Raw genomic sequence first — 12389 nt, forward strand, 5'->3', positions numbered from 1 at the left:
CACTAGAGGCACGCTGAGGACTCGGCCAGGTGAAGTGCCATCTCCACCGCATGAACCGCTTCCATGCGTGGGGCGTGCTCCCACACCCGCACCACAACCCAGCCCTGTGCGACGAGAACCTCGTCCGTGGTGCGGTCGCGCACCACGTTGTCCATCAACTTCCGGTGCCACCACTCCGCGTTGCTCTTCGGTCGAACGCCGTGTTCGGGGCACACATGCCAGAAGCAACCGTCAACGAAGACAGCGACCTTGCGCTTGGGGAAGGCCACGTCGATGGTGCGGCGCGGCGCCCTTGGAACCTTGAATCCGACCCTGAAGCGCCACCCCCGTGCATGAAGGGCCCTACGCAACCGCATCTCGGGCCCTGTCCCCGCACGCCTCTGACGCTGCATGCGCAATGACACGGAGTTCGAGACCGGAGAGGGTGCCATCGTCACTCAGGCAGTCAGAAGCTCGTATACACGTTGCGCGATCTGGCGGGCCAAGAAGGGCGGCACCGCATTTCCCACCTGCTGGTACTGCTTCGTTCGGTTGCCCGCGAAGAAGTAGTCATCCGGAAAGGTCTGCAGGCGCGCAGCTTCACGAACGGTGATGCTCCTCATCTGCGCGGGATCGGGGTGGATGAAGTAGTGCCCGTCCTTGGACAGGTGAGCTACAACGGTGGACGAGGGGTGGTTCCACCGCTGCACACGGAAACGGTCGGAGAACGGAACCTTCTTCTTGGTCACGTTCTTGTGCTGAGGACGTAGCGCCTCGGGCAGGTCCTGGACGTGAGGGCGATCCCCCTCCTCCGCCAAGTGGGCCAAGTATGCGTACCGCACCAGATCCGGTGCCATGTGTGACCGAGTCTCATGCTGCGAATACCCCTCTGGAGAGTGCCGCAGCCACTCCATGAGTTCCTTCACCGCTGGGCGGTGCTCCGCATACTCGGAAGCTGGGACCCAAGCTCCTCCCAAGGGCGGGACGGCCTCGGGCAGGGGTCGGTGAACACTGGCAAATGCTTCGCGCCGAATCTCGTTCCACGCAGCGGCCGAATCGCTCCTCCGGGGAGAGAGCCGGGACCGGAGCTTGGGGAGGTCAGCCAGCACGTCCGACAGGGTGGGGACGTGGAACTGCACGTCGAGAGGCCTCCACGCGTTCTTGGACTTCTCATGGAGATCATGTCGAACACCCACCAGGATCACACGATGGCGGGCCTGCGGCACTCCGTGATTCTCTGCCCTCACCACGAAGTCACGCGGCTGCTTCACAACCGGGGTCGCCACTGTCAGGCTGCGGAGGTGGTATCGCTCCAGCTCACCGCCCAGTGGGTTCTCCAGGTCATCGCGAATACGCTGGAACAGGCCCTGGCCACCGTGTTGTGTGGACAACATGCCCTTCACATTCTCCATCACGAACACGGCCGGCCGGAACTTCCGGATGATGTGGAGGTACTCGCGGTACAGGAAGTGCTTGACATCCTGCTCAAAGGCCTCGTCGTGACGACGCCTCGACCGCCCCGCCATGGAGTACGCCTGGCAGGGCGGTCCTCCGATGAGGACCCACGGGTCCCCTGCCGAAAGCCCTGCAAGGGCCTGGCTGATGAGCGAGTCCGATTCCCGCCGGGTAGCACCGCCAAGCTCGATCTGGTGGACATGAGCAGCGGCTGAGTCCCATGCATCAACCACATCTGGGTGGTTTCGGAACGTCGCCAGGTCGATCTGTCCTCGCAACAACTGCTCGTGCACGGGGTGGTTCGCCCCGGTCTTACCACGGAGGATTCTCTGCACCGAACGAATCGTGAGCGTCTCAATGCTCGAGGTGTCCATCTCGAAAGATCCCGCCACGCTGAAGGCGGCCCCCCGTTCAAGACTAGCGAAGCCCTCGTTCAGCCCCCCGGGCCCCGCGAACACGTCAATCACCGGGATGGCGTCGGCATGCCCTATGTTACGTGGAGACACCCGGAAACTCCTCGGAAGTGGGATCGGCTGGCCAAGTCTAGAGCCGGCCACTGACAACTCGACCCAGCGAGCTGGCCCCGCGCCGCGCGAGCTGCGAAGCTCGGCGGATGGCTACGCAGACCGACCTGAAACCGTGGATCTTAGACGCCCTGACGGCGCTGGGCGGACAGGCCCACTGGGTGGACGTCGCGAAACACATCTGGGGCGCACATGAGGATGAACTCCGTGCTTCAGGAGATCTCTTCTACACGTGGCAGTACAAGCTCGGATGGGCTGCCAAGCAGCTTGTCGACGAAGGTCGCCTAGAGAAGCCCGGCCGTGGAGTCTGGATCCTGCGGACCTGACCACCCCATGCCCGCCGAGACCCACCTCGCCGCCCGAGCGGTCGCCTGACCCTCAGCCCTCGTCGTCCCCGTGCTGGGTGACCCGCACGCGGGAGGCGGCGTGGCGCGTCATGAGGAAGAACGGCGTCACGGCGATCACCACGCTGCTGAGCATCACGGTGAGGGGCAGGTCCTTGGGCGCCCCCGGTGCCAGAGCCACCCAGGGCCCGGCCACCAGCCCCACGGCCAGCACCGCCAGGGCCATGAAGAGCCACGGGCGCAGACGGTTCCCCATCGCCCGACGGCACGCGTCGCAGTGGTTGGACTGGCCCCCCTCCATGCCCACCACACCGCTCAGCGAGCCCGCGGGCCTGCCGGCGGCACGGAGGTCCAGCACCAGCAGGCCGGACATCACCACCAGCAGCGCCCACACCGCCAGGTCCAGGGTGCTCACGCGCCGCGCCTCCGCGCCGGCCAGGGCAGCCACACGTCCACCACGAAGCGGTCGTCCTGCTCCCCCGCCGAGACCCGGCCACCAGCCAGCACGACCCGCTCCTCCATGCCGGTCAGGCCCATGCCACCACCGCCCAGGTCCGGACGCTCCTCGCCCCGCTCCCCGATGTCGTTGACCACCCGCATGGTCAGCCCCCGACCCGGCTGCCCCCCGACCTCCATGAGGACCGGCGACCCGTCGCCGTGCTTCACCGCGTTCGTCAGCGCCTCCTGCGCCACCCGGTAGGCGTGCCGGCTCACCGACTCCGGCAGAGTCTCCAGAGCGTCGGCCCACAGTCGGTCCGGCAGCTGCAGCTCCACCGGCGTGGCCCCGCCCGAGGTCTCCTCCACCAGCTGCGGCAGACCCGCCAGGGTGGTGGGCACCACCCTGCCGGCCACCACACCGTCCTCCACCGTGGAGTCGGCATTGGCTCCGTCGGCCCGCAGCACCCCGACGATCTCCCGCAGGTCCTCCAGCGCCCCCTTGGCCTGGGTGGAGATCGTGGTCGCCGCCGCGTGGACCTCCTCGGCGGCGTACGGCTCCCCCTCCGGCTTCACCCGGTAGGCCAGGGCGCTGGAGTGCATGGAGACCACCGCCAGGCGGTGCCCGAGGGCGTCGTGCATGTCCCGCGCGATGCGGTTGCGCTCCGTGACACGCGCCTGGGCCTCCCGCGCGGTCTGCTCGCCCTCCACGGCCGCCATCTGCCGCGACCAGCTGGCGATGAGCGCCCGCCGCACCCCCACGTTCCACCCCAGGAGGATGAACACCACCCCCAGCAGGACGGTGGACAGCAGGTTGAGCAGGAAGTAGATCGAGTCCCAGACCACCTCACCACGGTGGAAGACCACGGTGTCGCCCACCCACTGGTAGATGAACCATCTCGCCGGGATGAACAGGGAGGCCAGCAGGATCCGCCTCACCTGACGGTGCGTGGCCAGGGAACCGAGCGCGTACAGGTACACCATGCCGGCGAAGGTCGAGAACGAGCCCAGCAGACCGGTCACGAGCGCCACCGTCAGGGGACGCTTCCGCCGGCACAGGAGGATGAGCGTGGCCACCTGGCCGATCGCGAGATCCGTCCAGACCCAGACCGCGTAGCGGGCGGCGGTCTCCGGGTCCTCCGGGCGGAGGCCGGTCAGCGTGATGTCCGTGAAGGACGCCAGCCACCAGTAACCCAGGGCCAACGCCCAGATGGCACCCAGACGCAGGGCCTGCTCCCACCACGTGAGGGGCGGGAGCAGGTCCTCCGGGGCCACCCTCGGACCGGTGAGGGTGGCCCACCAGGTCGAAGGATGGGGAAGCGTCGGCATCGCGCTCATCATAGGTGCCTGACGGGCCCACGAAGGCCGGGATCCGGCCCCGTGGAAGGGGCCGGATCCCGGCCTTCAGGTCACCCGCGCGCGGCGGGTCTCAGTCGATCAGCTGCAGCCGCTGGTCGAGCCGCAACCCTCGCAGATGTGGCAGGAGCCGGCCGGGCGCATCTTGATCCCGCAGGTCATGCACAGCGGGGCGTCGGCGGCCTTGCCGAGCTTCTGCTCCATGAGCTCGGCCGAGGAGTGGACCTCCGCCGAGACCGTGGTGCCTCCGGCCACCGCGGCACGGTCAGTCGCTGCAGCCGCACCTTCCACGGCCGTGTCCGCCGGCTCCACGGCATCGGCAGCGACGCTGGAGGCACCCTCCGGGCGACGGGCCGAGGCCGGGGCGATCGACTGGCTGTAGGACTCCAGCTGCGACTCCAGGTCGGCGTCGTCCTCCTGGGTCGGCTCGGACTCACCACGGGTCTCCGTGCCGGCCTCCGGGGCGTAGGAGCCGGTCGCCAGGTGGCGGGCCCGCTCCTCCGCGGTGTGGATGCCCATGAAGTCACGGGTGTCGAAGTCCAGGTAGTCCAGCGCCAGCCGGCGGAAGACGTAGTCCATGAGCGACTGCGCCATGCGCACGTCCGGGTCGTCGGTCATGCCGGCGGGCTCGAAGCGCAGGTTGCTGAACTTCTCCACGTAGGTCTCCAGCGGCACGCCGTACTGCAGACCGACCGAGACGGCGATGGAGAAGGCGTCCATCACACCGGCCAGGGTGGACCCCTGCTTGCCGAACTTCAGGAAGATCTCGCCCAGGTCGCCGTTCTCGTAGGTGCCGGCGGTCAGGTAGCCCTCGGCCCCGCCCACGGCGAAGCTCGTGGTCTGCGCCGTGCGGCGCTTCGGCAGGCGACGGCGCACCGGGCGGTACTCCACGACCTTCTCGACCGCCGGTGCGGGCGCCTCGGCGGCGGGCTTCCCGGAGGAGTCGTCCGCGGTGCCCTTGTTCTCGCCCTTGCCGCTGGAGAGCGGCTGGCCGACCTTGCAGTTGTCGCGGTAGACGGCCAGCGCCTTGAGGCCCAGCTTCCAGCCCTCGAGGTAGACCTCCTCGATCTCCTCGACGGTCGCCGACTCCGGCAGGTTCACGGTCTTGGAGATGGCACCGGACAGGAAGGGCTGCACAGCCGCCATCATGCGGACGTGGCCCATCGGGGCGATGGCGCGCTCCCCCATCGCGGTGTCGAAGACCGAGTAGTGCTCCGGGTCCAGGCCCGGGGCGTCGATCACGTGGCCGTGCTCGGCGATGTGGTCGACGATGCCCTGGGCGGTCACGTCGTCGTAGCCCAGCAGGCGCAGCGCCCGCGGGATCGTCTGGTTGACGATCTGCATGGAGCCGCCGCCGACGAGCTTCTTGAACTTCACCAGCGAGAAGTCCGGCTCGATGCCGGTGGTGTCGCAGTCCATCATGAAGCCGATCGTGCCGGTGGGGGCCAGCACGGAGGCCTGCGCGTTGCGGAAGCCGTTCTCGGCACCGAGGGTCACCACGGCGTCCCAGGCCTCCGTGGCGGCGTCCTGGACGTGGGTGTCCATCTCGTGCATCGGGGCCAGCTGGGCGTTGGCGTCCCGGTGCTGGCGCATCACGCGCTGGTGGGCCTCGGCGTTCGGGGCGTACCCGGCGTACGGGCCGACGATCGCGGCCAGCTCGGCCGAGCGCTTGTAGGAGGCGCCGGTGAGCAGCGAGGTGATCGCGGCGGCCAGCTGGCGGCCGCCCTCGGAGTCGTAGCCGTGGCCGGTGGCCATGAGCAGCGCGCCCAGGTTGGCGTAGCCGATCCCCAGCTGGCGGAAGTTGCGGGTGGTCTCGCCGATGGACTCGGTCGGGAAGTCCGCGAAGCAGATGGAGATGTCCATGGCGGTGATGACCAGCTCGGTCACGGCCTGGAAGCGCTCGGTGTCGAAGGTGTTGTCATCCGTCAGGAACTTCAGCAGGTTGAGGCTGGCCAGGTTGCACGAGGAGTTGTCCAGCGACATGTACTCCGAGCACGGGTTCGACGCGTTGATGCGACCGGTCTCGGGGTTGGTGTGCCAGTGGTTGATCGTGTCGTCGTACTGGACGCCCGGGTCGGCGCACTCCCAGGCGGCCTTTGCCATCTTCTCGAAGAGCTCGCGGGCGTCGACCTTCTCGATGACATCGCCGGTGGTGCGCGAACGCAGACCGAACTCGTCGCCAGCCTCCACGGCGCGCATGAACTCGTCGGAGACGCGGACCGAGTTGTTGGCGTTCTGGTATTGCACCGAGGTGATGTCCTCGCCACCCAGGTCCATGTCGAACCCGGCGTCGCGCAGCGCACGGATCTTGTCCTCCTCGCGCGCCTTGGTCTCGATGAAGGTCTCGATGTCCGGGTGGTCCACGTCCAGGACGACCATCTTGGCCGCGCGACGGGTCGCACCGCCGGACTTGATGGTGCCTGCGGAGGCGTCGGCACCACGCATGAAGGACACCGGACCCGAGGCGGTCCCACCGGAGGACAGGAGCTCCTTGGAGGACCGGATGCGGGAGAGGTTCAGGCCGGCACCGGAGCCGCCCTTGAAGATGAAGCCCTCCTCCTTGTACCAGTTGAGGATCGAGTCCATCGAGTCGTCGACCGACAGGATGAAGCAGGCCGACACCTGCTGCGGGCTCTTGGTGCCCACGTTGAACCACACCGGGGAGTTGAAGCTGAAGATCTGGTGGAGCAGGCAGTAGGTCAGCTCGTGCTCGAACACGAGGGCGTCGTCCTCGGTGGCGAAGTAGCCGTGCTTGCGGCCGGCCGCCACGTAGGTGAGCACCACGCGGTCGATGAGCTGCTTCAGACCGGTCTCGCGCTGCGGGCTGCCGACGGCGCCGCGGAAGTACTTGGTGGTGACGATCGTGGAGGCGTTGACGGACCAGAAGTCGGGGAACTCGACGTCCTCCTGGCGGAAGATCACCTCACCGGTCTTCCAGTTGGTCTGCTCGACCTCGCGCTTCTCCCAGGTCACCTCGTCGTACGGGTGGACGCCCGGGGTGGTGTAGATGCGCTCGATGGTGAGCCCCTGGCCCGTGGTGCTCGCGCTGGGTGCCTGCGTGGTGTCGGTCATTCCTTGCTCTCCTCCGGTGGGTGGCTCCCCTGACGGGCGCCGGTCCTCGTGGTTCTGAACAGCTCTGGGGTGGTGCGGGTGGTCAGGCAGTGACCGATTCGTGCTCGGGGCGTCCGGCCTGCTCGGGACTCTGCGGCCGGGGTTCTCGACGCAGCTGCTCGATCTCCGTGGCGAAGTCGTCCAGGGAGTCGAAGTTCCGGTAGACCGAGGCGAAGCGCAGGTAGGCCACCGTGTCCAGCTCCCGGAGCACCGGGAGGACGGCCATGCCCACCTCGTGGGCGTCGATCTCGGCCTGGCCGGTGGCCCGGATGCTCTCCTCCACCTCCTGGGCCAGCAGGTGGAGCTGGTCGTCGGTGACGGGACGCCCCTGGCAGGCCTTGCGGACCCCGGACATCACCTTGTCGCGGCGGAAGGGCTCGGTGGCCCCGGAACGCTTCACGACGTTGAGGGTCGCGCTCTCCAGGGTGCCGAAGCGTCGCTCGCAGGAGGGACAGTGGCGGCGTCGGCGGATGACGGTGCCGTCCTCCTGCACGCGCGAGTCCACGACCTTGGTGTCGTCATGGCGGCAGAACGGGCAGTGCACGGCCATCTCCTCCGTCTCGGTCGATGTCGCCGGCGACCCTCGGGGCCCACCGGACGCGGTGACGGCACCCTGTCCCCAGAACTGCCGCAGCGGTGCGGAATCCCGCCTGTGGGCACGCTCGTTGTCCACAGGTTTTCCACTGGAATCCACAGGATCTTGTGTCCAATCCATCGGGGCACCACTAGATGTAGATAATAGGCCGGGCTGGCGCCCAATGCAAAGGGGCTCCAGCAGGCCGAATCCACCCACCCGGGACGCCGCGCGACACCCCGGGAACCGCACCAGAAGGCCCCGACGCGCCCCCTGCTGACACTCGACAGGAGACCCGCGCGTGGCGCTGTGCGGTGACTCACGCCCATGTGGTGGAGTGGCCCCCATGGACACGCAGCGCCCGGCACCCACCGAGACCGACCGCCTCCACGCGCTGACGCGCGACAACGCCGATCGCGAGGCGATCACCGCCCTGTGGCGCACGGCCTTCGCCATGCCGCGCTGGTGGTTCCTCCCCGCCGGCCCCGAGGGCCAGGTGGCACCGGCCGCCGCCGAGATCGAGGGCGCCATGATGCTGCTGGGCTTCAGCTCCAGCGAGCGAGCCCGACACTTCGCCGTCGAGCAGGGGATGCTCGACCCCGAGGAGCCGGCCGACCTGCTGGCCCGCGAGCCCCGGGACGTCGTACTCGGCGCCGCCGACTTCATGACCGCTGGCATCCAGGGCCTGGTCATGGACGTGCACCTCTCGGGCTGGTTCGCCCCCTTCGAACAGCTGGGCCCTATGTGGCGCCTGGCCACCGGAGAGTCCGTCACCCAGGACTGACCCCCATCTGCGGGACCGGGGCCCGCCCGAGCACCCTCGGCGGTCAGCCCGCGGGGATCTCCAGCACCTGACCGGCCTCCACCGCAGTGGTGCCCAGGTCGTTGGCCTCCTGGATCCGCAGCACACCCTCGGCGGGCGCGAGCCCCGGCAGGTACTCGGACGCCAGGTGGCTGAGGGTCTGCCCCTCGGCGACCACCACCTCCTGCGCGGCGACCCCTTCACCACCCACCCCGGCAGCCTGCCAGGCCACGAGCAGCACGAACACCACGGCCAGCAGCACCGCCAGAGTGCGTCGACGCCGGGCGCACTGGAGCCGCTGGGCAGCCGTCGAGTGCGGTCGGGCCGCACCCCGGACCACCGGCCGCTGCAGGTCGATCGTCATCGTGCTCATGCTTCCTCCTCTCGCTCGACGAACACCTGTCCGTCGCACCTCTGTACTATGTCTAGCACAGGTGGCCGACCCCGGTCCAGACACGCCCGAACGGTTGTCCGTGCGAAAGGCGGGCCGGTGGCCTACCCTGAGAGCAGTGAAGCGGTGACCACCGACAACATCGGATCGCGCACGATTCCGCGGCGACGGAGCACGACACGGGCCACGGGATCACCTGCCGGAGACGGTGGCCGGGCGACACCGGGACACCGCAGCAGACGACCAGACCCGTGAAGGGGGACCACATGGCCCAGTCGAACAGCGAGCCGGGGCGCCGCAACCAGGAGAAGCTGACCGACCGTCAGCTCCGCGTGCTGGAGGTCATCCGTGCCTCCATCGACTCGCGCGGCTACCCGCCGAGCATGCGCGAGATCGCCGAGAAGGTGGAGCTCGCCTCGGCCAGCTCCGTCCAGCACCAGCTCAACGCGCTGCAGCGCAAGGGCTACATCCGCCGCGACCCGAACCGCCCGCGCGCCCTGGAGATCCTCGACGCCGCCTGGCCCGGCGACCGCGGGTACCGCCGCCCCGAGGAGTCCACCTGGGACCCCTCCGAGGCCGCGGACAACCAGCCGCCCGCCACCTACGTCCCCCTCGTCGGGCAGATCGCCGCCGGCGGCCCGATCCTCGCCGAGGAGCGCGTGGAGGACGTCTTCCCGCTCCCCCGCCAGATCGTCGGTGACGGCGAGCTCTTCCTCCTCCGGGTCAAGGGGGACTCCATGATCGACGCCGCCATCTGCGACGGGGACTGGGTCGTCGTGCGCAGCCAGCCCACCGCCATCAACGGCGACATCGTGGCGGCGATGCTCGACGACGAGGCCACCGTGAAGACCTACAAGAAGGTCAAGGACCAGATCTGGCTGCAGCCGCACAACCCGCAGTACGACCCGATCGACGGCAACGACGCCACGGTCCTCGGGAAGGTCACCGCGGTCCTGCGCCGCGTCTGACACCCCGGGGCGACGAGACCCCCCGACCCCGCCGGCACGGCGGTCAGGGGGTCTCGTCGCCCCGGGGTGCCGCCGGGAGGTCGACGCCCAGCGTCTCGGCGACCGCGGCGAGGGTGCTGTCCACCATCGCATCGACGCCGAGGGTCACCTCCCGCTCGGCCCGGTGCCACCCGCGCGTCACCACCGCCACCGGGTCACCCCGCCGGTGCACGTGGCGCGCGAAGCGGTACCCGCTCATGACCGACAGGCTCGACCCCAGGACCAGCAGCCCCTCGGCGGCGTCGACCATCGCGTAGGCGCGGTCCACCCGCTCCCGCGGCACGTTCTCCCCGAAGTACACGACGTCCGGCTTCAGCTCGTCCGAGCCGCAGCGCAGGCACCCCACGGTGACGAAGGAGGCCACCGCCTCGTCGTCCAGCGCGACGTCACCGTCCGGCCGGACCTGACCGGTGTGCGGGTCGAGCGCCAGGTGGTCGGGATTCGCCGCCGCGAGCCGCCCCTGGAGCGCCTCCCGGTCCTCCACGGCACCACAGGCCAGGCAGACGACCCGGGTCAGCGTGCCGTGGAGCTCCAGCACGTCCGGGGAACCGGCCCGCTGGTGCAGCTGGTCCACGTTCTGCGTGATCACCCCGGTCACCCCGGCCACCGCCCTGGAGTCGACCCCGGCGGTCTGCAGCGCGGCCAGCAACCGGTGCGCCGGATTGGGCTCGGCGGCGGTGAACCTCCGCCAGCCCACGAAGGCCCGGGCCCAGTAGCGCCGACGCGCTGCGGGCCCCTCCCGGAAGCTCGCGATCGTCATCGGCTCCACCCGGCGGACACCGTCGGGACCGCGGTAGTCGGGGATGCCCGAGGCGGTGCTCATGCCCGCGCCGGTCACCACCGCCACCGGGCGGGTGGCGAGCAGCTCGGCCAGCGCGTGCACGGCCTGCGGGGCCGCCTGCTGGTCCGGCGGGAGGGTCCCCCCGGACTCCCCCAGCTCCGGGATCCGGGAGCTCATGCGCGCCCCCGGCCCGGACGCCCGCCTCGCCGCCGCCTCGCCGCCCGCCGCTCCGGGCCGGTGCCCGAGGAGCGACCGAGGAGCGACACCCGTCCCGACCTGCGCAGCGCCTGCAGGGCCACCTCCGGGTCGGCCACCTCCGGGTGCGGGTACTGCGCCGGGGCGTCGCGCAGGATGAGCTGCGGGGCGTGGCGGCGGATCGCGGAGTCGGCCACCCCGTACCCGTGCCGCTCCAGGATCTTCTGCTCGTCGGCGGTGAACGCGTCCATGTCGGTGCGCACCTGGTTGATCCGCGCGGCCACCTCGACCGGGTAGCTCTGCGGCACCCGCGAGTCCATCGCCCACGTGGCCCCCTCCAGTACCCCCCAGTTGAAGGCCGAGTGCAGCCAGCGCAGCCGCGTCACCTCACCACCACCGGCCGCGATGGAGATGACGTGGAGGATCCGCCCGAAGGGGGTCCGGGCCGAGCGCGCCCGGAAGACGGCCCCGCCGTCGCTCACGAGCACCCCGGCATGCTCCCGCCAGACCGGCTCCAGCGCGAGGTTGTCGTAGATGCCCCCGTCGAGCAGCTGGATCGTGTGCTGCAACCGGGCCCCGGCGGTGGGGTCCATCTGCCCGACCTTGCCACCGCTGAGCTCCAGGCCCCGGGCGTCGAGGTCGAAGGGCGCGAAGTAGGGCGGGTACGCGCTCGAGGAGGCCACGACGTCAGCCATCCGCAGCCCGGGGGGCGGGTCGCCATACCCGAGCCGGTAGTCCCCGACCCGGCCGTGCGGCGGATGGGCCCGGGCGTCGGCGAAGGTCCAGTTCACCCCGTGGGCGAGCTCGGTGGCCTCCACGACGATCGCCGGCCCGCTGGCGCGCTGCCCCGAGCGCATCTCGGCCGCCCACCAGGGGATGTGCTCGACGAGCTGGTCGGCCAGCCGCCGCGCGGAGGCGTCCGAGCGGCGTCCCAGCCGCGGCCCCCAGCCGGCCACCAGGGCCCGGGTGCGCAGGTTGTGGCGGGTCAGTCGGTAGAGCGGCTCGGCGACGTACTCCTCGAAACCCCTGACCCGCTGGGCGGAGAACAGACCACCGGGCACCGGGCCGGGGATCGGGAGGGGCGGGGCGCTCGGGTCGGCCTCCACCTCGTCGGCCGAGTCGATGCTCTCCGAGAGGTCGTGGGCGCTGGGCCACTCCAGCCGCGGGTCGGCCAGGAGCATCGCCGGGATGGAGCCGCCGGAGACGGCCGAGACCGTCCGGAGCTGACCCAGCATGCCGAGCTCGTTGAGCCGGCGCAGCGCACCCAGGTGGAAGAGCGCCGCCCGGAAGCCACCACCGGAGAGGCACAGGGCGGTCCCGCGGCGGGGTCCGCGCCAGCTGGGGCCGTGGTGTGCCTCGTCGCGCGCGGCAGCCATCTGGGCACCGGCAGGGTCGGGCAGCTGTGACTCGAGCACCCCGGCATCACACCACACCG

12 protein-coding genes are annotated in these 12389 nt (G+C 70.1%); 3 read left to right on the forward strand and 9 right to left on the reverse strand.

The features are described from left to right. Positions 1 to 2 precede the first annotated feature (2 nt). Together CFT82_RS02150 and CFT82_RS02155 are read right to left on the reverse strand one after the other, a co-directional pair. Positions 3 to 431 carry a very short patch repair endonuclease gene (locus CFT82_RS02150; RefSeq protein ID WP_088818278.1) on the reverse strand — a complete coding sequence of 143 codons (429 nt, stop codon included), beginning with the start codon at positions 429 to 431 and terminating at the stop codon, positions 3 to 5. 6 nt (positions 432 to 437) lie between these two features. Then, positions 438 to 1901 carry a DNA cytosine methyltransferase gene (locus CFT82_RS02155; RefSeq protein WP_234994234.1) on the reverse strand — a complete coding sequence of 488 codons (1464 nt, stop codon included), beginning with the start codon at positions 1899 to 1901 and terminating at the stop codon, positions 438 to 440. Between the two features lie 146 nt (positions 1902 to 2047). On the opposite strand from CFT82_RS02155, the gene CFT82_RS02160 reads away from it, so the two are divergent. Beyond that, positions 2048 to 2284: a hypothetical protein gene (locus CFT82_RS02160; RefSeq protein WP_088817443.1), complete on the forward strand. Its 237-nt coding sequence runs from the start codon at positions 2048 to 2050 to the stop codon at positions 2282 to 2284. 52 nt (positions 2285 to 2336) lie between these two features. Here the strand turns inward: CFT82_RS02160 and CFT82_RS02165 are convergent, their stop codons facing one another. From CFT82_RS02165 to nrdR, 4 genes are all read right to left on the reverse strand, one after another. After that, on the reverse strand, positions 2337 to 2717 hold the full coding sequence (locus CFT82_RS02165; RefSeq protein ID WP_143469453.1) for a hypothetical protein: 381 nt from the start codon (positions 2715 to 2717) through the stop codon (positions 2337 to 2339). Beyond that, a complete protein-coding gene (locus tag CFT82_RS12180) occupies positions 2714 to 4066 on the reverse strand; it encodes a sensor histidine kinase (protein WP_159461824.1) in 1353 nt (450 codons plus the stop codon). The genes CFT82_RS02165 and CFT82_RS12180 overlap by 4 nt, the downstream gene beginning before the upstream one ends. A 108-nt stretch (positions 4067 to 4174) precedes the next feature. Beyond that, entirely contained in the window at positions 4175 to 7165 is a 2991-nt protein-coding gene (locus tag CFT82_RS02175) for a vitamin B12-dependent ribonucleotide reductase (protein ID WP_088817446.1), read from the reverse strand. Between the two features lie 82 nt (positions 7166 to 7247). After that, the gene (nrdR, locus tag CFT82_RS02180) at positions 7248 to 7748 is read right to left on the reverse strand and encodes a transcriptional regulator NrdR (RefSeq protein WP_088818280.1); all 501 of its coding nucleotides are present in this window, start codon (positions 7746 to 7748) and stop codon (positions 7248 to 7250) included. 376 nt (positions 7749 to 8124) lie between these two features. Here nrdR and CFT82_RS02185 point away from each other — a divergent pair, with 376 nt between their 5' ends. Continuing rightward, complete coding sequence (locus CFT82_RS02185) at positions 8125 to 8562, forward strand: hypothetical protein (protein WP_143469454.1); 438 nt, start codon at positions 8125 to 8127, stop codon at positions 8560 to 8562. A 43-nt stretch (positions 8563 to 8605) separates the two neighbouring features. Here CFT82_RS02185 and CFT82_RS02190 read toward each other — a convergent pair whose 3' ends face one another. Further along, complete coding sequence (locus CFT82_RS02190) at positions 8606 to 8953, reverse strand: LysM peptidoglycan-binding domain-containing protein (RefSeq protein WP_088817448.1); 348 nt, start codon at positions 8951 to 8953, stop codon at positions 8606 to 8608. A 284-nt stretch (positions 8954 to 9237) separates the two neighbouring features. On the opposite strand from CFT82_RS02190, the gene lexA reads away from it, so the two are divergent. Beyond that, positions 9238 to 9939, forward strand: a complete 702-nt coding sequence (lexA, locus tag CFT82_RS02195; protein WP_088818281.1) for a transcriptional repressor LexA — start codon at positions 9238 to 9240, stop codon at positions 9937 to 9939. Positions 9940 to 9982: 43 nt separating this feature from the next. Here the strand turns inward: lexA and CFT82_RS02200 are convergent, their stop codons facing one another. Next, positions 9983 to 10936 (reverse strand): Sir2 family NAD-dependent protein deacetylase, encoded by a 954-nt coding sequence (locus CFT82_RS02200; RefSeq protein ID WP_088817449.1) that lies wholly within the window; start codon positions 10934 to 10936, stop codon positions 9983 to 9985. Further along, on the reverse strand, positions 10933 to 12369 hold the full coding sequence (locus tag CFT82_RS02205) for a patatin-like phospholipase family protein (protein WP_088817450.1): 1437 nt from the start codon (positions 12367 to 12369) through the stop codon (positions 10933 to 10935). The genes CFT82_RS02200 and CFT82_RS02205 overlap by 4 nt, the downstream gene beginning before the upstream one ends. Positions 12370 to 12389: the final 20 nt, after the last annotated feature.

Source organism: Kytococcus aerolatus (assembly GCF_900187395.1).
Lineage (GTDB): Bacteria > Actinomycetota > Actinomycetes > Actinomycetales > Dermatophilaceae > Kytococcus > Kytococcus aerolatus.